The organism is Nocardioides sp. CPCC 205120, assembly GCF_048654585.1.
Lineage (GTDB): Bacteria > Actinomycetota > Actinomycetes > Propionibacteriales > Nocardioidaceae > Nocardioides.
Genome location: NZ_JBMCYY010000001.1, coordinates 1,933,046 through 1,953,388 on the forward strand (window position 1 = coordinate 1,933,046; position 20,343 = coordinate 1,953,388).

Consider the following 20,343-nt stretch of genomic DNA (forward strand, 5'->3'; position numbering starts at 1 on the left):
ATCACCCGTATCCTGCCCTCCGTTTCGCTGCCCGGGGGTCGGCAGCGGTGAGGAGGGGGCTGTGCAGCACTTCGGGCATCTCGGTGAGGAGCTGAGGGCCGACCTCTTCAGCATCCCCCCGGAGCACTTCGGGCGGGACGCGGAGCGGGAGCTGCTCGCCGTGGCGCTCGGAGCCACGCTCTACACGCCGGCGACGCGGCCGACGATCGAGCGGGACCTGCCGCGCGCGGCCGCCCACGGGGTGATGTGCTCCGTGCTCTGCCTCGAGGACGCGATCGCCGACGGCGACGTCGAGTTCGCCGAGAAGAACCTCGCGCACCAGCTGGGCCGGCTCTTCGAGTCGGGTGCCCCGCGCCCGCTGGTGTTCGTGCGGGTGCGGAACCCCGACCAGGTGCACCGCCTCGTGGAGGGCCTGGGGGACCAGGCCGACGGGCTCGACGGGTTCGTGGTCCCCAAGTTCACCGCCGCCTCGGCCCCGTTCCTCGACGCCGTCGCCGAGGCGTCGCAGCGCACGGGCAGGAGGCTGTGGGTCATGCCCGTCATCGAGTCGCCCGAGGTGTTCGCGATCGAGACCCGCACCGAGGCCCTCGTCGGTGCCCGGGACCTGCTGCACGCGCACCGGGCCGACGTGCTCGCCGTGCGCATCGGGGCAACCGACCTCTCCTCGATGCTCGCACTGCGCCGCCCGGCCGACATCACCGTGTACGACGTCGCCCCGATGGCCTCGGTCATCGGCGACATCGTCAACGTGATGGGCCGTCGCGACGGCACGGGCTTCGTCGTGACCGGCCCCGTGTGGGAGCACTTCGACAACGGCGAGCGCCTGTTCAAGCCCCAGCTGCGGGAGACGCCGTTCACGGCCCCGGCGGAGCGCGTGCTGCGGCGCCGGCTCATCAGCAAGGGCCTCGACGGCCTCATCCGTGAGGTCGCGCTGGACCACGCGAACGGCCTGTTCGGCAAGACCGTCATCCACCCCTCCCACGTGGCGGCGGTGCACGCGCTCAGCGTGGTGACGCACGAGGACCACACCGACGCCCTCGACGTCGTGGAGGCCCGCCGCGGCGGCGGCGTCTCGGCGTCGCGCTACGGCAACAAGATGAACGAGGCGACCCCGCACACGGCGTGGGCGGAGTCGGTGCTGCTGCGGGCGCGCGCGTTCGGCGTGGCCGCCGAGGACGTCACCTTCGTGGACCTGCTCGAGGCCGGGGTGCGCCTGTGAGCACCTGGACGGGCGCCTGGACGGCGGAGCGGCTCGGGGTCGAGGTGGTGGCCGCCGACCGCGTGGACGGCGCCGGGCCGGCGCTGACCGACCTGTTCGGCCTCGCGCTGCGGGTGAACCCGCGCCGCCCGCACCTGCTGGTCTCGACCGTGCTGGCCAAGCACGTGCCGACCGACCCCCGCGTGGTCCGCGCCGCGGGCCTGCTGCTGGGCCTCGAGGTCGCGGCCCACCTGGGCCGACTGGGGGCCGGCGCCGACGACGCGCTCGCGCCCGTGCGAGCCGGGCTCGTCGAGGTGCTGCGCGGCGGCGCGGAGGAGGAGGCCACCGCGGCGCTCGACGCCGCGGCGGCCGACGCCTGTGCCACGGTGGCCGGCGGTGACGGCCTCGTCCTGGGGTACGCCGAGACCGCGACCGCGCTGGGCCACCTCGTGGCCTGCGCCCTGCGCGTGCCGTCCGTGCACTCCACCCGGCGCCGGGTGCCCGGTGCCGTGCCCGCCCTCGGGTTCGACGAGGCCCACTCCCACGCCACCGAGCACCTCGTGGTGCCCGACGACGCGGCGCTGCTCGCCGCGCCCGGCCCCGCCGTGCTGGTTGACGACGAGCTGTCCACCGGGCGCACCGCGCTGGGCACGATCCGCGCCCTGCACGCGGTGGCGCCCCGCGAGGTCTACGTCATCGCCGCCCTCGTCGACGTCCGCCGGGCGGAGGACCGCGCGGCGCTCGCCGCCGCCGCCGCCGAGCTCGGCGCGCGGATCGAGGTCGTCGCGCTCGCCGCGGGCGAGGTCCGCGTGCCCGCCGGGGCGACGGCGCCGGGGGCGTCCGCCGTACCGCTGCCGTCGGAGGGGGCGTCCGCACCTCGCCCGGCCCCGGTCGAGGTCCCGGACCCCGGGGACGCCTGGCCCGTGGGGGTGCGCGAGTCCGGCCGCCACGGCTTCGCGCCGGAGGACGAGGCGCCGCTGCGTGCGGCCGCCGAGGCCGTCGCGGCCGCGGTGGCGGCGCGCCTGCCGCAGGACCCGGACGGCACCGGCGAGGTGCTGGTGCTGGGCACCGAGGAGCTCATGTACGCCCCGCTCGAGGTGGCGGACGCGCTGCGGCGCGCGGGCGTGCCGACCCGCTTCTCGACCACGACCCGCAGCCCCGTCCAGGTGCGCGACGTGGCCGGCTACGCGGTGCGCTCGGGCGTGCGCTTCGTCGCCCACGACCGGGACGCCGACGGGTACGGCGAGGCCGACCGCTTCGCCTACAACGTCGCGTCCCGCCCGTGGCGCGCGATCGTCGTGGTGCTCGACCGCCCGTCGGCCACCGCGGCGCTGCGCGGCCCGGACGGGCTGCTGGCCGCGCTGTCGCCCCACGCGCCGGCGGTGCTGCCGGTCGTGCTGCCCGTCGACGCCGCCGGGCCGGGGCCGCTGCGGGGACCGGACTTCGGCTCGTACGCCGCGGACGAGGTCGGCTGGCTCCTCACGGACCTGTCCCACGTCACGCTGGAGGGCGGCCGCGAGGAGCGCGAGCGGGCCATCCAGTCCGGCGAGGCCCACTACGCCGAGTCGCTGCCGACGGAGTACCGCCCCGACGCGGCCTACCGGGCGCTCTACGCCGAGCAGGTCGGCGCCGTCGCCGACCGGGTCGCCGCCGCGGTGGTGACGGTCGGCGACCTGGCCCGCACCACGCGCGGGCGCGACGACCTCGTCGTCGTGTCGCTGGCCCGGGCCGGCACGCCCATCGGGATCCTGCTGCGGCGCTGGGCCGCGCGGCAGGGCTGGGACTGGCCCCACCACGCCGTCAGCATCGTGCGTGACCGGGGGATCGACCTCACGGCGCTGCGCTGGCTGGTGGACCGCTACGACCCGCGCCGGCTCCTCATCGTGGACGGCTGGACGGGCAAGGGCGCGATCGCGCGCGAGCTCGCGGCGGCCGTGGCGAGCGCCAACGACCGGCTGCGCCTGGGCGAGCGGGGCGTGCCCGCCGACCTCGCCGTGCTCGCCGACCCGGGGGAGTGCGTGGAGCTCTTCGGCACCCGCGACGACTTCCTCATCCCGTCGGCCTGCCTCAACAGCACGGTGTCGGGGCTCGTCTCCCGCACCGTGCTCAACACCGACCTGATCGGGCCGCACGACTTCCACGGCGCGAAGTTCTACGCCGAGCTCGCCGACGAGGACGTCTCGGGCGACTACCTCGACGCCGTCACCGCGGCGTTCGACGCGGTCGAGGACGACGCGCGGCGGGAGGCCGAGCGCCTCCTCGCGAGCGACCGCACGCCCACGTGGTCCGGCTGGGCCGCGGCGGAGAAGCTGCAGGCCGAGCACGGCCTGCCGAGCGTCAACCTGGTCAAGCCCGGCGTGGGGGAGACCACCCGCGTGCTGCTGCGCCGGGTGCCCTGGCGGGTGGTGGTGCGGCCCGGCCGCGACGCCGACCTGCGCCACGTGCGCCTGCTCGCCGCCGAGCGCGGCGTGCCCGTCGTGGAGGTGGACGACCTGCCCTACAGCTGCGTCGGCATCATCCGCCCGACCGAGCAGGACGGCTCGTGAGCGGCGTCGGCCTGCTGGTGGCCTCCGACCTCGACCGCACGCTCGTCTACTCGGCCGCCGCCATGCAGCTGGGCGAGGCCGTGGCGGAGCCCGTCTGCGTCGAGGTGTACGACGGGCGGCCGACCAGCTTCATGGACCCCGCGGCCCTCGAGGCGCTCGCCGCGCTCTCCGCGCGCACCCCGTTCGTGCCGGTGACGACGCGCACCCGCGAGCAGTTCGGGCGCATCGTGCTGCGCGGCGTGCGCTCCACCCACGCCGTCACGACGAACGGCGCGGTCATCCTCGACGGCGGGACGCCCTGCCCCGAGTGGGCGGCCGAGGTGCGCCGACGCACGGCGGGGGGCGCGTCGTACCTCGACGCCACCCGCGCGCTGCGGCCCGTCTGGGAGCGCCCGTGGGTGCGCAAGGTGCGCGACGCGGAGGAACAGTTCTGCTACGCCGTGGTCGAGCCGGCGCTGACCCCCGCGGAGTGGTACGACGAGCTGGCCGAGGCCACGACCGCGCTCGGCTGGGTGCTGTCGGTGCAGGGCCGCAAGGCGTACGTGATCCCGCCCGGGCTCACCAAGGAGGCCGCGGTCGCCGAGGTCGCCCGGCGCACCGGCGCCCGCGCCGTCGCCGCCGCCGGGGACTCGTGGCTGGACGCCGGCATGCTCGCCGCCGCCGACCACGCCGTTCGCCCGGCGCACGGCGAGCTGCACGCGCAGGAGTGGTCCGCGCCGGGCCTGCGGGTGACCACCGCCGCCGGCGGCCGGGCTGCGGCGGAGATCGTCGCCGCGTTCGACGGATGGGAGCGCGAGGCGACGCCGGGGTGGTCTACGGTGTCGTCCGACCCCCTCCCCTGACGACGGAGACCGATCACGTGGCGCCTCCAGGACCTCCGGGTCCCTCCCTCCGCGTCGGCGTCGGCGGTGAGTCCCGCGACTTCGCTCCCGGGACGACCGTGACGATCGGCCGCGACCAGACCTGCACCCTCGTGCTCGCGCACGGCGACGTCTCGCGGCGCCACGCCGAGCTGCGCTTCGAGCGCGGCTCGTGGTGGGTCGTGGACCTGGGCAGCACCAACGGCACCCTCGTCGACGGCCGGCGCGTCGGCGAGCTGGCGGTCCCGCCCGGTCGCCCGCTCGACGTGCTCGTCGGCGGCACCCGCGGCGTGCCGCTGCGCGTGCAGGCCGCCGGCGCCCCGGCGCCGCAGCGCGGTCCGGCCGGGCCCCCGCCGTACGCCGCCCCCGGGCGGGCGCCCCAGCCGCCCCCGCTCCACCAGGCCCCGCCGCCCCACCAGCCGCCGCCCCAGCAGCCGCCGCCGCTGCACCAGCCGCCGCCGCGCCACCCGGCGCCCCCGCCGGCCGAGGACCGCACGATGGCCGCCGGCGCGCCAGCGGCGTTCCCGGGAGGCGAGGGCGTCCCGGGGCACGGCGGTGCCGCGGCCCGCACGGCGCCCCCCGGCCAGTTCGCGCACGGCCAGCCGCTGCTGCGCGGGCCGGTGGTCGCCGGGCGCACGTTCACGATCGGCCGCGCCCAGGGGTGCGACGTCGTGCTCGACGACCCGCTGGTCTCGCGGCGCCACGCGGCGATCGAGCTCGGCCAGGCCGCCGTGCTGCGCGACCTCGGCAGCTTCAACGGCACCTACGTCAACGGCTCCCGGCTGCAGGGCGCGGTCGGGCTCTCGCCCGGCGACGAGGTCATCGTCGGCAACCAGACCTTCACCTGGACCGGCGGGCAGCTGCTGGCCCGCAACACCCGCTCGGACCTCACGCTCGTCGTCGAGGGCCTGACCACCGTGGTCAAGGGCGGGCGGCGCCTGCTCGACGGCGTCTCGCTCGAGCTCGGCCCGGCGTCGCTGACGGCGGTCATCGGCCCGTCGGGCTCCGGCAAGTCCACGATGCTCGGCGCCCTGACCGGCACCCGGCCCGCGACGTACGGCAACGTCATCTGGCAGGGCCACGACCTGTACGCCCACTACGACCAGCTGCGCCACCAGATCGGCCTCGTGCCGCAGCAGGACATCCAGCACCCGCAGCTCACGGTGCGCCAGGGCCTGTCGTACGCCGCGCGCCTGCGCCTGCCGCCCGACACCGGCTCCGCCGAGCGGGCCCAGCGCGTCGAGCAGGTGGTCGGGCAGATGCAGCTCGGCCGCCAGGTCGACAACCGCATCGGCACCCAGCTCTCCGGCGGGCAGAAGAAACGGGTCTCGATCGCGACCGAGCTGCTCACCGCCCCGCCGCTGCTCTTCCTCGACGAGCCGACCTCCGGCCTCGACCCGGGTCTGGACCGCGACGTCATGCACCTGCTGCGCGGGCTGGCCGACGAGGGCCGCGTGGTCGTCGTCGTCACCCACTCGGTGCTGGCGCTCGACGTGTGCGACAAGGTCGTCGTGATGGCCCCCGGCGGACGCATCGCCTACTCCGGGCCGCCCGACCGCGTGCTCGCGCACTTCGGCTGCAACGACTACCCCGAGGTCTTCGACCTGCTCGACGAGCCCGACCTGTGGCGCCGCATCCCGCCGCCGCCCGGCGCCCGGGCCGCGACCGGTGCCCTGCCGGTCGTGGCGAACGCCGCGCTGCCCTCGCCGCCGCGCCAGTCCTTCGCCCGGCAGTTCGCGACGCTCGTGCGCCGCACCCTGTCGGTGATCGCGTCCGACCGGATGCTGCTCGCCCTGCTGCTGCTCACCCCGCCCGCCATCGGCGGCCTCAGTCGGCTGGCGCAGGGCGGTGACGGGTTCGCGCTGGCCCGCACCGCTGACGACAACGGCCTGCTGCGCCCGGGGGAGGTGGTGCAGCGCCTGACGGTCTTCATCGTGGCCGCGGCCCTCATCGGCGCGGTCATGACGGTGTGGGCGCTGGTCAACGAGCGGGCGGTGTTCCGGCGGGAGTACGCCGTGGGGCTCTCGCCCGGCGTCTACCTGACGAGCAAGGTCGCCGTCTTCGGCGTGCTGTGCTTCCTGCAGGGGGTGGTGGTCACCTTCGTCGGCACGGTCGGCCTGCCCGGTCCGGACGACGGGGGAGTGGTCGGCCTCGGCTGGTTCGAGGTGGCGATCGCGGTGGGGCTCGTGTGCACGGCCGTGGCCGTGCTGTGCCTCGCGATCAGCGCGCTGCTGACGAGCTCGGAGCAGGGCATGCCCGCCCTCATCGGCGTCGTCATGACGCAGCTGGTCTTCTCCGGCGCGATCATCTCGGTCGCCGGGCGGGCCGTGCTGGAGCAGCTGGCCTGGCTCGCCCCGGCCCGGTGGGGGTACGCCGCGGCTGCCGCGACCGTGGACCTCAACCGGTCCAAGGAGGGCGCCGACGGCGTGCTGCTGGAGGGGGAGGAGCGCGACGTGCTCTACACCCCCGACGTGGACCAGTGGGTGCTCAACCTGTTCGTGCTCGTACTGCTGACCCTGGCGTTCGTGGTGCTGGGCTACCTCACGGTGCGGCGCAGCGCCCGCGCGCCGGAGTGAGGCCCGTCCGCGGCGCCGCGGCGTCGCCGAGACCCGCGTGCGCTGCGGGAACGTATCGGCATCGGCGAGCGTTGGAGGAGTACGAGCCCGTAGCATGACGGGCCCGCACCTCAGGAGGAGTGAGTCCCATGCAGAGCAACAACCCGGTGTTCAGGCGATCGGCCGAGTTCAACGGGTCGCGCGCCAACGGCACCCAGACCTACGCCGGCGGTGTCGGCTACGGCCAGCCCCAGGGACAGCCCTACGGCTACGGTGACCCGGCGTCGTGGGACATGTCCCGGGCCACCGCGCCCGCGCCGACCTCGGGCCGGATGACGATCGACACCGTCGTGCAGAAGACGGCGTTCTCGGTGGGCACCGTGATCCTCGTGGCGATGGCGACGTGGATCCTCACGCCCGACATCACGACCACCAACACGGACGCCATCGGCGCGCTCGGTGCCCTGGCCGGCCTCGGCGCCCTCGCGGCGTTCGGCCTCTCGCTCGTCAACTCGTTCAAGCGGCTCGTGAGCCCCGCGCTCGTCATGGCGTTCGCCGTGGCCGAGGGCGTCGCGCTCGGCGCGCTGAGCAAGATGTTCAACGGCGCGTTCGGCGGCGGTGTCGTCATGGGCGCCGTCATCGGCACCTTCGCGGCGTTCGCCGGCACGCTGGCGGCCTACAAGGTGCTCAACATCCGTGTCAGCGACAAGTTCCGCATCTTCGTCGTGGCCGCCATGTTCGGCATGGTCGGTCTCGGCCTGATGGAGCTGGCGCTCGGCATGTTCGGCGCCCAGATCGGCCTGTTCGGCTTCGGCGGCCTCGGCACGCTGACCGCGATCGTCGGTCTCGTGCTCGGTGTCTTCATGCTGATCCTCGACTTCGACTTCGTGGAGAAGGGCATCGCCGCCGGCCTCGACGAGCGCGAGTCGTGGCGAGCCGCCTTCGCGATGACGGTCAGCCTCGTCTGGATCTACACGAACCTGCTGCGCCTGCTGGCGATCTTCAGCCAGGACTGACGCGGCACCCGGCAGCACCCGCTCGACGCGAACGGCGCCGGTCCCCCTCGGGGGGCCGGCGCCGTTCGGCGTTCGTGACGACTCGCGGGCGCGGCGTCGTCAGGACCCGGTGGCGCTCGTCCCCACGGCGCCGTCCCCGTCCGCCCCGCCGGCTGCACCGCCGTCGACGGCGGTGAGGTGCGCCGGGACGGTCGGTGCGTGGTCCTCCGCCGACTCGGGGCCGACGGTGTCGGTGCCCGGCCGGCGGCGGCGGTGGCGCAGCTCGACCCAGCGGCCGCGGACGCCGCGGCGGTTGCCCGCGACCTCGGTGCCGCCGAGCTCGGTGCCGGGCGTGCGCACGGCCTCGATGGCCGCCTGCGCGATGGGCAGCACCCGCTCGCCGCGGAAGGCCTCCGGCAGCCGCTCGTCCTCGGGCGTCTCTCCGAGGGCCGCGAGCATCGAGGGCAGCAGGGAGGCCGCCATCTGCTCGTAGCCGTGGGCCGAGGGGTGGAACTGGTCGGGCCCGAACAGCAGCGCGGGCGCCGCCTCGAACTCCGGGCCCAGCACGGAGCCGAGCGACACCGTGCGGCCGTCCTCCTCGACGACGGCGATCGTCTGGCCGGCCGCGAGGCGGCGCGACCACGACCGCGCGATCTGCTTCAGCGGCGGGGGGACGGGCTTGACGGTGCCCAGGTCCGGGCACGTGCCGACGACCACCTCGCAGCCGGCCGCGCGGAAGCGCCGTACCGCCTCGGCGAGGTGCTGCACCGACTCCGACGGCTTCACGGTGTGGGTGACGTCGTTGCCGCCCACGACGATGACGGCCACGTCCGGCTCGACGGGCAGGGCGCGGTCCACCTGCGGCGGGAGGTCGCTCGACTTGGCGCCGACGACGGCCAGCGTGCGCAGGTAGACCCGGCGGTCGGCGTGCACGGCCAGGCCCGACGCCAGCAGCGCGCCGGGGGTCTGCTCGACGCTCTCGACGCCGTAGCCCGCGGCGAGCGAGTCACCGAGCAGGACGACCTTGTAGGCGGGGCCGGGGCGCCCGCGGCCGTACCAGCCGGTGGAGTCCGGGGGCGGGTCCTCCCGCGGGTCGCCGATCGTCTTCCTCGCCACGGTCGCCTCGAAGCGGAGGAGCCCGTAGAGCCCCGCACCGACGACGGAGAGCCCTCCTCCGCCGTAGGCAGCGGCGGCCGCGAGCTTCCTGGCTGCTGCTGCTCTTCCCACCCCGCCACTCTACGGGGACCGCTGCGGCGCGGCGGGGGCTAGATTGCCCCCATGCAGTTCGTCACCTCCTTGCTCGAGCTCATCGGCGACACGCCCCTGGTGCAGCTCTCCCGCGTCCTCGACCGGCCCGCCGCGACCCCCGGGTCCGGTCCGCTGGTGCTCGCCAAGGTCGAGTACCTCAACCCCGGCGGCTCGGTGAAGGACCGCATCGCGACGCGCATGATCGACGCGGCCGAGGCCTCGGGCGAGCTCCAGCCCGGCGGCACCATCGTCGAGCCGACCTCGGGCAACACCGGCGTCGGTCTCGCGATGGTCGCCCAGCAGCGCGGCTACCGCTGCGTGTTCGTGTGCCCCGACAAGGTGAGCGAGGACAAGCGCAACGTGCTCCGCGCGTACGGCGCCGAGGTCGTCGTCTGCCCGACCGCCGTGGCGCCCGAGCACCCGGACTCCTACTACAACGTCTCCGACCGACTGGCCGCCGAGCCGGGCGCGTGGAAGCCGAACCAGTACGCGAACGTCCACAACCCGCGCTCGCACTACGAGACCACGGGCCCCGAGATCTGGGCGCAGACCGAGGGCCGCATCACCCACTTCGTGACGGGCGTCGGCACCGGCGGCACCATCTCGGGCACCGGGCGCTACCTCAAGGAGCAGAACCCGGCGATCCAGGTGATCGGTGCCGACCCGGCGGGCTCGGTCTACTCCGGCGGCACCGGCCGGCCGTACCTGGTCGAGGGCGTCGGCGAGGACTTCTGGCCCGACACCTACGACCGCGGCATCGCGGACCGCATCATCGAGGTCTCCGACGCCGACTCCTTCGCCTTCACCCGCCGCCTCGCCCGCGAGGAGGCGATGCTCGTCGGCGGCTCGTCCGGCATGGCCGCCTTCGCCGCCGTGCAGCTGGCCCACGAGCTCGAGGGCACGCCGGAGGGCGACGACGCCGTCATCGTCGTGCTGCTGCCGGACTCCGGTCGCGGGTACCTGACCAAGGTGTTCAACGACGAGTGGCTCGGGCAGTACGGCTTCCTCGCCGCGGCCTCGGACCGCACGGTCGGCCAGGTCCTGCGCGGCAAGAGCGGCTCGCTGCCCGACCTCGTGCACACCCACCCGGCGGAGACGATCGCCGAGGCCGTCCACATCCTCCAGGAGTACGGCGTGTCCCAGATGCCCGTGGTCCGCGCCGAGCCCCCGGTGGTCGCCGCCGAGGTCGCGGGCTCCGTCTCCGAGCGGGACCTGCTCGACGCGCTCTTCACCGGCTCGGCGCGCCTCACCGACCAGGTCGAGGACCACATGTCGCCCGCGCTGCCCACCATCGGCGCCTCGGCGTCCGCCGCCGACGCCGTGGAGGCGCTGGGCTCGGCGGACGCGCTGCTCGTGCACGAGGACGGCAAGCCGGTGGGCGTCGTGACCCGGCAGGACCTGCTCGCCCACCTGGCGCGCGGATGAAGGGTGCCCCCGGACCGCTGCGCCTCGCCGTCGTCAACGACTACGAGGTCGTCGTGGCGGGCCTGCTCCGCCTGCTGGAGCCCTACGACGCGCAGGTGCGCGTGGTGGAGGCCGCCGCGGGCGAGCGCGTGGGCGCGGACGCCGACGTCGTCCTGTTCGACACGTTCGCGCAGCCGTGGGCCGGGGTGCGTCTGGAGGACGTCGCCGAGCCCGGCACGCCCGTGGTCGCCTACACCTGGGACGACCGCGACGAGGTGCGGGCGGAGGCGCTGACCTGGGGCGCGGTCGCGTGCGTGCCAAAGTCGGTGGGCGCCGAGGAGCTGGTCGACCTGCTCGAGCGGGTGCGCGCCGGCGCGGTGCCGGGCGTCGTGCCCGCCGGTGCGGCGTCGCGTCCCCTCCGGCCTCGCGGCTGGCCCGGGATGGAGCACGGGCTGACGGAGCGGGAGTCCGAGGTGCTCGCCCTGCTCGCCGCCGGGCGCAGCAACACCGAGATCGCCGCGGCGCTGCACCTCAGCATCAACTCCGTGAAGACCTACCTGCGCCACGCCTACCGCAAGGCGGGCGTGAACCGGCGCAGCCAGGCGGTGCTCTGGGCGCTCGACCACGGGTTCGGTCCGACGGTCGCCCGCAGCCGCACGGCCGGCTCGTGATCGCGGGGATCGACACCGAGGTCCTGCTCCTCCTGCTGCTCGCCGGTCTCGTCGCCGGGTACGTCGACGCGGTCGTGGGCGGCGGCGGGCTCGTGCAGCTGCCCAGCCTGCTGCTGGCGCTGCCGACGGCGTCGCCGGTGGAGGTGCTGGCGACCAACAAGCTGGCCTCGGCGCTGGGCGTGACGGTGAGCGCCACGACGTACTTCCGGCGGGTGCGCCCGGAGCTCGGCACCTTCGGACCCCTCATGCTCACGGCCTTCGTGGGCTCCCTGGGCGGCGCCGGCGTGGCGTCGCTCATCCCGCGCGCGGCCTTCGAGCCGATCATCCTCGTGGTGCTCGTCGGCGTCGGTGCCTACGTGCTGCTGCGCCCCGACCTCGGCACGGTCACCGAGCTGCGCCTGGACCGGCGTGCCCACGTCGTCGCGGCCGCGCTCACCGGTCTCGTCGTGGGGTTCTACGACGGCGCCCTGGGCCCCGGCACGGGGTCGTTCTTCGTGCTGGCGCTGGTGGGCCTGCTCGGCTACGACTTCCTCACGGCCTCGGCCAACGCCCGCCTGGCCAACTGGGCGACGAACGTCGCGGCCCTCGCCGTCTTCGTGCCCCAGGGGGCGGTGCTGTGGGGCACCGGCCTCGTCGTCGGGGTGGCCAACATCGTCGGCAGCTACCTCGGCGCGCGCACCGCGGTGAGCCGCGGGTCGGGCTTCGTGCGCGTCTTCTTCGTGCTGGTCGTGGGCGGCTTCGCGGTGCGCATCGGTGGCGAGCTGGCCGGTCTCTGGGGCTGAGCGGGGTGGCCCGCTAGATTCACCCGGTGGCCATCGCCGGGGACATCGACCGCTTCCAGCGGCGCTTCCCGCCGTTGTCGGTGCCCCTCGCCGTCCTCTACAAGTACGGCGACGACCAGGGCGCCTACCTCGCCGCGATCATCTCGTTCTACGCGTTCCTCGGGATCTTCCCGCTCCTGCTGCTCGCCACCTCGATCCTCGGGTTCGTGCTGCAGGGCCAGCCCGACCTGCGCGAGGACGTGCTGAACTCCGCCCTCAGCAACTTCCCGATCATCGGGGACCAGCTCGGCCGGCCCGAGGGCGTGCAGGGCTCGGTGACCGCGATCGTCGTCGGCTCCATCGCTGCCCTGTACGGCTCGATGGGCCTGGGCCTGGCGCTGCAGAACGCGATGCACATCGCCTGGGCGGTGCCGCGCAACAGCCGACCCAACCCGTTCCTCCTGCGGTTCAAGAGCCTGCTGCTGCTCCTCGTGGGCGGCCTGTCGGTGCTCGCCGTGACGTCGGTGTCGGTGATCGGCAACAACACCGAGCTGCTCGGCGCCATCGGCCGGCTCGGCCGCGTGCTCATCAGCCTCGCCACGATCCTCGCGACCGGCCTCGTGCTGAGCGTGCTGTTCCGGCTCTCGGCGGCCCGCAGCCACAGCCTGTGGGCGGCGCTGCCGGGCGGGATGCTCGCCGCCGCGACCTGGCACCTGCTGCAGTACGCCGGGGCCGCCTACGTCACGCACGTCCTGGGCCGCACCTCGTCGATGAACCAGACCTTCGGCCTCGTGCTCGGCCTCATGGGCCTCATCTACGTCGCCTCGATCGTCGTGGTGCTCGCCATCGAGGTGAACGTCGTGCTGGCGCGCAAGCTCTACCCGCGCGCGTTGCTCACCCCGTTCACCGACGAGGTGGACCTGACCGAGGCCGACGAGCGGGCCTACACGGCGTACGCCCGCGCGCAGCGCCACAAGGGCTTCGAGACCGTGACGGTCAGCTTCGAGAAGGCCGATCCCGACACCGCGGACCCCGAGACGTGACGACGTCGTACCTCGTGCCCGCGGGCGACGGCGCGGCCGTCATCGAGGTGCGTCGGTCCCGCTTCCTCGCCACCGTGCGGCGCACGACGACCGAGGACGAGGCACGGGCCGTCGTCGACGGCCTGCGCCGCCGCCATCCCGACGCCCGCCACCACTGCTCCGCGCTGGCCCTCGGCCCGTGGGGGGCCGGTGGGTCCGTGCAGCGCGCCTCCGACGACGGCGAGCCGGCGGGCACGGCGGGGGCGCCGATGCTCGACGTGCTGCGCGGTCGGGAGGTCGGCGACGTCACCCTCGTGGTCACCCGCTGGTTCGGCGGGGTGCTGCTCGGGGCCGGGGGCCTGGTGCGGGCGTACGGCGACGCGGCCCGCGCCGGCGTCGACGCGGCCGGGCTGCGCCGCCGCTCGCGGCTGGTCGAGCTGGAGCTGGCCGTCGACCACGGCGCCGCCGGCCGGCTGGAGAGCGACCTGCGCTCGCGCGGGGTCGCGGTGCTCGACGTGGCCTACGGCGCGGGCGTCGTGCTCCGCGTGGGTGTGCCGGACGACGGGGCCGCAGCCCTCGAGCGAATCGTCGGCGAGCTGAGCGCCGGCGCCGTGCGGCCGGTCGCGGTGGGGGAGTCGTGGGTGGACGGGCCCGTGGAGCGGGCCCCGGGTCGGTCGACCTCGCCGTCGACGTAGACCCAGCGCCCCGCCCGCCGGGTGAACGTGCTGCGCTCGCTCAGCACCCCGGGGCCGTCCGGTCCGGTGTGGTGGGCCGCGAAGGCGACGACGCCGTCGGTGTCGTCCGCGCCGCCGGCCACGACCTCGAGCACCTCGAGCCGGGTCCACGTCGTCGCCGGGTCCGGCGTCACGTCGTCGGGCCGGGTGCGCGGGTGCCAGCTGCGGAACAGGTGGTCCGCGCCCTCGCGGCCGCCGACCGCGTGGGCGGTGTAGCGCGAGCGCATCAGCTCCTCGGCCGTCAGCGCGGCGGCGGCGCCGCGCAGCAGCCGGCCGCAGCAGGCGTCGTAGGTCGCGGGGAGGCCGCAGGGGCAGGGGCGGGCGAGGTCCACGCGCCGACGCTAGCCGCCCCCGGTGGAGGCTGGGCGGTGGAGGCCCGGCGGGGTGGCGCCGCTCACCCGTCGCGACTGGTCCCGTCGGGGGGCCGGGAATAAGGTTGCCCCGGCTAATGGTTGCGATCTGCAACCGTCCTGTGTGACGGGTGGCCGGACGACGAGAGGGTGGGGCGTGGCAGACGACGTGGAGGTGACCGGGCGACCGGCCCACGAGCAGCAGGTCCGCGGACGGCAGGTCCGTGGCCACTGGGCGGTGACCTTCGCGGTGCTGGCCGTCGCGGTGTCGGCCTTCACGCTGCTGCAGTCGATGGTCGTGCCGGTGCTCGGCCTCATCGCCGTGGAGATGGACACGGACACGTCCACCGCGACCTGGGTGCTGACGGCGTACCTGCTGTCGGCGTCGATCTTCACCCCGCTGCTGGGTCGCATCGGTGACGTGGTCGGCAAGCAGAAGATGCTCGTCGTCACCATGGGCGCGCTCACCGCCGGATCGGTGCTGGCCGCGCTCGCGACCGACATCCACGTGCTGATCCTCGCCCGGGTGCTGCAGGGCGCGGGCGGCGGTGTGCTGCCGCTGTCGTTCGGCATCATCCGCGACGAGTTCCCTGGGCGCAGCCGCGCCACGGCGCTCAGCGTGATCGCCTCGCTCGCCTCCGTCGGCTTCGGCGTCGGCATCGTGATCGCCGGCCCGATCGTCGACGCACTCGGCTACCACTGGCTCTTCTGGCTGCCGGGGATCGCCACCGCGATCGCCGCGCTGGCCACCGCCCTGCTCGTGCCCGAGTCGCCGGTGCAGGAGCGCACCCGGCTGCCGCTCGGTCCCGCCGTGCTGCTCGCGGGGTGGCTGGTGCCGCTCCTGCTGGCGGTCAGCCGGGGCAACGAGTGGGGCTGGGGCTCGCCGCTCGTCGTCGGCCTGCTCGTCGCCGCGGCCGTGCTCGTCGTGACGTGGGTGGTCGTCGAGAGCCGCGTCGCGGTGCCCATGGTCGACATGGTGATGATGCGCCGGCGCGGCGTGTGGACGACGAACCTCGTGGGTGCCTTCGTCGGGTTCGGCATGTTCTCCAGCTTCGGCTTCCTCCCGCAGTTCCTGCAGACCCCCGACGGCGCTGGCTACGGGTTCGGCGCCAGCATCACGGAGTCGGGCCGCATCCTGCTGCCCTCGGCGGTGATGAGCTTCCTGGTGGGCTTCGTGACGGCGTACCTCGTGCGCCGCGTCGGCGCCCGCGTCGTCATCGTCACCGGCACCCTGCTCTCCGCCGTCGCGTTCGCCTCGATCGCGACCTGGCACGACGAGGTGTGGCAGATCGTGGCCGCCATGACGGTCCAGGGCCTCGGCAGCGGGCTGGTGTTCGCGTCCATCGCGGGCGTCGTCATCGCCTCCGTGCCCGCCTCCCAGACCGGCGTCGCCTCCGGCATGAACGCCAACATCCGCACGATCGGCGGCTCGATCGGCTCCGCCGTCATGGCCGGCATCGTGACCGCGCACGTCGGCGCCGGCGGCTTGCCGTCGGTCGACGGCTACGTCATCGGCTTCGCGCTGCTGGCCGGCGGCATGGTCCTGGCCGCCCTCGCGGCGTGCGCGATCCCCGACCTGCGCACCCCCGGCGAGCGCCGTCGTACCACCCCCGTCGCGTCCTCCCAGCCCGCCGCCCCGGTGCTTGCGCCCGGGTCTAGCGTGGGGGCGTGACCCCTCCGACCACCCCGCCGCCCACCGCGGCGACCCTCGGCGAGCTCCGCGCCACCGGCTACGCGCCGCGCACGGTCAAGGCCGAGATCCGGGACAACCTCCTGGCCCGCCTCGCCTCCGGCGAGGACCCGTGGCCCGGCCTGCACGGCCTGCAGGACACCGTGCTGCCGCAGCTGGAGCGCGCCCTCATCGCCGGCCACGACGTGGTGCTGCTGGGTGAGCGCGGCCAGGGCAAGACCCGCCTCCTGCGCACGCTCGTGGGCCTGCTCGACGAGTGGCAGCCCGTCATCGCCGGCTCCGAGCTGGGGGAGGACCCCCTCGAGCCGGTCACGCCCGCGTCGCGCCGCCTCGCCGCCGAGCTCGGGGACGCGCTGCCGGTCGCGTGGCGCCACCGCAGCGAGCGGTACGCCGAGAAGCTGGCGACGCCCGACACCTCGGTCGCGGACCTCATCGGCGACGTCGACCCGATGAAGGTCGCCGAGGGCCGCCTGCTGGGCGACCCCGAGACCATCCACTTCGGCCTGGTGCCGCGCAGCCACCGCGGCATCGTGGCCATCAACGAGCTGCCCGACCTCGCGGAGCGCATCCAGGTCGCGATGCTCAACGTGATGGAGGAGCGGGACGTGCAGGTGCGCGGCTACGTCGTGCGCCTCGACCTCGACGTGCTCGTCGTGGCGTCCGCGAACCCGGAGGACTACACGAACCGCGGCCGCATCATCACGCCGCTGAAGGACCGCTTCGGCGCCGAGATCCGCACGCACTACCCGACCGAGCTCGACGACGAGGTCGCGGTGATCCGCCAGGAGGCCGACCTCGTCGCCGACGTGCCGGCCCACCTGCTGGAGATCCTCGCCCGCTTCACTCGGGCGCTGCGCGGCTCGTCGTCGGTGGACCAGCGCTCGGGCGTCTCCGCCCGCTTCGCCATCGCCGGCGCCGAGACCATCGCCGCGGCCGCCCTGCACCGCGCCACGCGCCGCGGCGAGGACGAGGCCGTGGCCCGCGTCGTCGACCTCGAGACCGCCGTCGACGTGCTCGGCGGCAAGGTCGAGTTCGAGTCCGGCGAGGAGGGGCGCGAGCGGGCGGTGCTCGACCACCTGCTGCGCACCGCGACCGCCGAGGCCGTGCGCCGGCACCTGCGCGGCCTGGACCTCGCCCCGCTCGTCGACGCCCTCGAGGCGGGCGCCTCCATCACCACGGGCGAGCAGGTCACCGCCACCGAGCTGCTCGACGGGCTGCCCCCGCTGCCGCCGAGCGGCGCGGGCGAGTCGGACCTGTACGACGCGATCGCCGAGCGGCTGGGCGCGACCACGCCGGGGCAGCGCGCGAGCGCGATCGAGCTGGCGCTGGAGGGTCTGTTCCTGGCCCGCAAGGTCGGCAAGGAGCAGGACACCGGCCGCACGACGTACGGGGTGGAGTAGCCCGTGGCGACGCGGGGCTCGCGCTACCAGCGCTACGCCGGCGGGGACCCGCTGGCGCCGCCCGTCGACCTCGCCGAGGCGCTCGACGCCATCGGCGAGGACGTGATGGCGGGCTACTCGCCGGAGCGTGCGATGCGCGAGCTCCTGCGCCGCGGCACCCGCGACCAGCAGGGTCTCGACGACCTGATGCGCCGCGTGGCGGAGAAGCGGCGCGAGCTGCTGGCCCGCCACGACCTCGACGGCACCCTGCGCGAGGTCACCGAGCTGCTCGAGCGGGCCGTGCTCGCCGAGCGCGGGCAGCTGGCCCGCGACGTCACCATGGACGACGCCGACCGCACGCTGCGCGAGATGCAGCTGGAGAACCTGCCGCCCTCGACGGCGGCCGCGGTGAGCGAGCTCGCGTCGTACGACTGGGCCTCGGGCGAGGCCCGCGAGACCTACGAGCAGATCAAGGACCTGCTGGGCCGCGAGCTGCTCGACCAGCGCTTCGCCGGCATGAAGCAGGCGCTCGAGGGCGCCAGCGACGCCGACCGCGCCGCGATCGCGGCGATGCTCACCGACCTCAACGCGCTGCTGGAGAAGCACGCCCGCGGCGAGGACACCGAGCAGGACTTCCGCGACTTCATGGACGAGCACGGGGAGTACTTCCCGGAGGACCCGCAGAGCGTCGAGGAGCTGGTCGACGCGATGGCCCAGCGGGCCGCGGCGGCGCAGCGGATGCTCAACTCGATGACGCCGGAGCAGCGCGCCGAGCTCATGGAGCTCTCCGCGCAGGCCTTCGGGTCGCCGGCGCTGCTCGACCAGCTCTCCCGTCTCGACGCCAACCTCCAGGACCTGCGCCCGGGCGAGGACTGGGGCGGGTCCGAGGACTTCGGCGGCTCCGAGGGGCTCGGGCTCGGCGACGGGACCGGCGCGCTGCAGGACCTCGCCGAGCTCGACGCGCTGGCCGAGCAGCTGGCGCAGTCCCACCCCGGCGCCCGGCTCGACGACGTCGACCTCGACGCCCTCGCCCGCCAGGTGGGCGACGACGCGGCCGTGGACGCCCGCACGCTGGCCGAGCTCGAGCGGGCGCTGCGCTCCTCGGGCTACCTCCAGCGCGGCTCCGACGGGCAGCTGCGGCTCTCGCCGAAGGCGATGCGCCAGCTCGGCAAGGCGCTGCTGCGCGACGTCTCCCAGCGGCTCTCGGGCCGCCAGGGCGCCCGCGAGATGCGCTCGGGCGGCGGCTCGGCCGACGCGACGGGCGGCACCCGCGAGTGGGCGTTCGGCGACACCGAGCCGTGGGACCTGCCGCGCACGGTGCTCAACGCCGTACGTCGGGAGGTCGCCGCCGGCCCGCGCCCCGACGGTGCGCGCGGGGTGCGCCTCGAGATCGGCGACGTCGAGGTGACCGAGTCGGAGCAGCGCACCCAGGCGGCGGTCGCCCTGCTCGTCGACACCTCGTTCTCGATGGCGATGGACGGCCGCTGGGTGCCGATGAAGCGCACGGCCCTCGCGCTGCACCAGCTGATCTCGACCCGCTTCCGGGGCGACCGGCTGGAGCTCGTCGGCTTCGGCCGGCACGCGGAGACCCTGCAGATCGAGCAGCTCACCGGCCTCGACGCGATGTGGCAGAAGGGCACGAACCTCCACCACGGGCTCCTGCTCGCCCAGCGCCACTTCCGGCGCCACCCGGGCATGCAGCCGGTGCTGCTGGTGGTCACCGACGGCGAGCCGACCGCGCACCTCGAACGTGGCGGCGACGTGTTCTTCGACTACCCGCCCCACCCGCTGACGCTGGCGCGCACGGTGGCGGAGCTCGACAACGTGGTGCGGCTCGGCACGCAGACGACGTTCTTCCGGCTGGGCGAGGACCCGGGGCTGGCGCGCTTCCTCGACTCCCTGGCCCGCCGCGCCGGCGGTCGCGTCGTCGCGCCGGAGCTCGACGACCTCGGCGCCGCCGTCGTCGGCTCCTACCTCGGGGACCGCTCGGGCCGCTCGCCGTACGGCGGGGGCGGGGGCGGGGGGTACGACGACGGCCTCGGCGACCTCGGTGGCTGGGGCGGCCGGGGGTCCTGGGCGGGCTGACCGCGCCGGCCGTGCCCGCGCTGGCCGGAAGTCGACGGAGGCTGGCCGTCCGCTGCCTCGCGGCGCCGCGCGGCGTCCGCGACGATCGGCGGCGTGCTGATCGGGATCCTGGTGTTCGACGGCGTCGAGGTGCTCGACGCGTGCGGGCCGTTCGAGGTGTTCACGACCGCGGCGCGGGTCGCCGTACGACGCGGTGACGCGCCGCCCGACGCCCCGCCCTTCGAGGTGCTGCTCGTCGCGGCCGACGCGTCGCGCCCCGTGCGGGCGCGGGCCGGCCTGCGGCTCGGCGTCGACCTCGCGCTCGCCGACGTCCCGGCCCTCGACCTCCTGCTCGTGCCCGGCGGCGTCACCGACGCCGTCGAGGCGGACGCCGAGGTCGTCGCCTGGGTGCGGGAGCGCGCTGCCGCGACCCCGCTCGTGGCGTCGGTCTGCACGGGCGCGTTCGTGCTCGCCGAGGCCGGTGTGATCGCCGACCAGACCGTCACGACGCACTGGGAGGACGTGCCCGAGCTGCGCCGCCGCCACCCCGCCCTGGACGTGGTCGAGGACCGGCGCTGGGTGCGCGACGGGGACGTCCTCACCTCCGCCGGCATCTCCGCCGGCATCGACCTCGCGCTCCACCTCGTCGAGGTCGCCGCCGGGCGCGAGCTGGCCGAGGCCACCGCGCGGCAGATGGACTACGCGTGGCAGGAGACCGCCACCGGCTGAGGCGCAGGCCCGGTCGTGGGGGTCGGCGCCAGGGCGCATCCACTCGTCGGTGGTACGTCGCGTCGTTGCGCGGTGCCGGCGGGGGGAGTGGTTGCGGTCGGGCTGCCGCCGCCCCGGCCACGTCGGCGACGGTGTCG

15 protein-coding genes and 1 pseudogene are annotated in these 20,343 nt (G+C 75.2%); 14 read left to right on the forward strand and 2 right to left on the reverse strand.

Going from position 1 to position 20,343, the window contains the following annotated elements:
• The first annotated feature begins 61 nt into the window (after positions 1–61).
• From ACOACO_RS09090 to ACOACO_RS09110, 5 genes are all read left to right on the forward strand, one after another.
• On the forward strand, positions 62–1,219 hold the full coding sequence (locus ACOACO_RS09090) for an HpcH/HpaI aldolase/citrate lyase family protein (protein ID WP_420295902.1): 1,158 nt from the start codon (positions 62–64) through the stop codon (positions 1,217–1,219).
• Positions 1,216–3,744 (forward strand): phosphoribosyltransferase, encoded by a 2,529-nt coding sequence (locus ACOACO_RS09095; protein WP_420295903.1) that lies wholly within the window; start codon positions 1,216–1,218, stop codon positions 3,742–3,744. Before ACOACO_RS09090 ends, ACOACO_RS09095 begins: the two co-directional genes overlap by 4 nt.
• Entirely contained in the window at positions 3,741–4,586 is an 846-nt protein-coding gene (locus tag ACOACO_RS09100) for an HAD family hydrolase (protein ID WP_420295904.1), read from the forward strand. Before ACOACO_RS09095 ends, ACOACO_RS09100 begins: the two co-directional genes overlap by 4 nt.
• A gap of 98 nt (positions 4,587–4,684) precedes the next feature.
• Positions 4,685–7,180: an FHA domain-containing protein gene (locus ACOACO_RS09105; protein ID WP_420295905.1), complete on the forward strand. Its 2,496-nt coding sequence runs from the start codon at positions 4,685–4,687 to the stop codon at positions 7,178–7,180.
• Between the two features lie 128 nt (positions 7,181–7,308).
• The gene (locus ACOACO_RS09110; protein ID WP_420295906.1) at positions 7,309–8,175 is read left to right on the forward strand and encodes a Bax inhibitor-1/YccA family membrane protein; all 867 of its coding nucleotides are present in this window, start codon (positions 7,309–7,311) and stop codon (positions 8,173–8,175) included.
• Between the two features lie 99 nt (positions 8,176–8,274).
• Here ACOACO_RS09110 and ACOACO_RS09115 read toward each other — a convergent pair whose 3' ends face one another.
• Positions 8,275–9,381 (reverse strand): SGNH/GDSL hydrolase family protein, encoded by a 1,107-nt coding sequence (locus ACOACO_RS09115; protein ID WP_420295907.1) that lies wholly within the window; start codon positions 9,379–9,381, stop codon positions 8,275–8,277.
• Positions 9,382–9,432: 51 nt separating this feature from the next.
• On the opposite strand from ACOACO_RS09115, the gene ACOACO_RS09120 reads away from it, so the two are divergent.
• From ACOACO_RS09120 to ACOACO_RS09140, 5 genes are read left to right on the forward strand one after another with little or no spacing between them, the layout of a single operon-like run.
• Entirely contained in the window at positions 9,433–10,827 is a 1,395-nt protein-coding gene (locus ACOACO_RS09120; RefSeq protein ID WP_420295908.1) for a cystathionine beta-synthase, read from the forward strand.
• A complete protein-coding gene (locus ACOACO_RS09125; RefSeq protein ID WP_420295909.1) occupies positions 10,824–11,477 on the forward strand; it encodes a DNA-binding response regulator in 654 nt (217 codons plus the stop codon). The genes ACOACO_RS09120 and ACOACO_RS09125 overlap by 4 nt, the downstream gene beginning before the upstream one ends.
• The gene (locus ACOACO_RS09130; RefSeq protein WP_420295910.1) at positions 11,474–12,259 is read left to right on the forward strand and encodes a TSUP family transporter; all 786 of its coding nucleotides are present in this window, start codon (positions 11,474–11,476) and stop codon (positions 12,257–12,259) included. The genes ACOACO_RS09125 and ACOACO_RS09130 overlap by 4 nt, the downstream gene beginning before the upstream one ends.
• Before the next feature lie 26 nt (positions 12,260–12,285).
• The gene (locus ACOACO_RS09135; protein WP_420295911.1) at positions 12,286–13,281 is read left to right on the forward strand and encodes a YihY/virulence factor BrkB family protein; all 996 of its coding nucleotides are present in this window, start codon (positions 12,286–12,288) and stop codon (positions 13,279–13,281) included.
• Positions 13,278–13,955 carry an IMPACT family protein gene (locus ACOACO_RS09140; protein ID WP_420295912.1) on the forward strand — a complete coding sequence of 226 codons (678 nt, stop codon included), beginning with the start codon at positions 13,278–13,280 and terminating at the stop codon, positions 13,953–13,955. Before ACOACO_RS09135 ends, ACOACO_RS09140 begins: the two co-directional genes overlap by 4 nt.
• A gap of 47 nt (positions 13,956–14,002) precedes the next feature.
• Here the strand turns inward: ACOACO_RS09140 and ACOACO_RS09145 are convergent.
• Positions 14,003–14,221 (reverse strand): annotated as a pseudogene (locus tag ACOACO_RS09145) (YchJ family metal-binding protein); the annotation flags it as partial.
• Positions 14,222–14,501: 280 nt separating this feature from the next.
• Between ACOACO_RS09145 and ACOACO_RS09150 the strand changes: the two are divergent.
• From ACOACO_RS09150 to ACOACO_RS09165, 4 genes are all read left to right on the forward strand, one after another.
• Positions 14,502–16,016, forward strand: a complete 1,515-nt coding sequence (locus tag ACOACO_RS09150) for an MFS transporter (RefSeq protein WP_420295913.1) — start codon at positions 14,502–14,504, stop codon at positions 16,014–16,016.
• On the forward strand, positions 16,013–17,434 hold the full coding sequence (locus ACOACO_RS09155) for a sigma 54-interacting transcriptional regulator (protein WP_420295914.1): 1,422 nt from the start codon (positions 16,013–16,015) through the stop codon (positions 17,432–17,434). The genes ACOACO_RS09150 and ACOACO_RS09155 overlap by 4 nt, the downstream gene beginning before the upstream one ends.
• A 3-nt stretch (positions 17,435–17,437) precedes the next feature.
• Entirely contained in the window at positions 17,438–19,498 is a 2,061-nt protein-coding gene (locus ACOACO_RS09160) for a vWA domain-containing protein (protein WP_420295915.1), read from the forward strand.
• 93 nt (positions 19,499–19,591) lie between these two features.
• Positions 19,592–20,206, forward strand: a complete 615-nt coding sequence (locus tag ACOACO_RS09165; RefSeq protein WP_420295916.1) for a DJ-1/PfpI family protein — start codon at positions 19,592–19,594, stop codon at positions 20,204–20,206.
• Positions 20,207–20,343: the final 137 nt, after the last annotated feature.

Excerpts from the sequence above, each read along its gene's own strand:
- ACOACO_RS09120 (WP_420295908.1), top strand. The coding sequence starts at position 9,433 with ATGCAGTTCGTCACCTCCTTGCTCGAGCTCATCGGCGACACGCCCCTG.
- ACOACO_RS09125 (WP_420295909.1), top strand. The coding sequence starts at position 10,824 with ATGAAGGGTGCCCCCGGACCGCTGCGCCTCGCCGTCGTCAACGACTAC.
- ACOACO_RS09110 (WP_420295906.1), top strand. The coding sequence starts at position 7,309 with ATGCAGAGCAACAACCCGGTGTTCAGGCGATCGGCCGAGTTCAACGGG.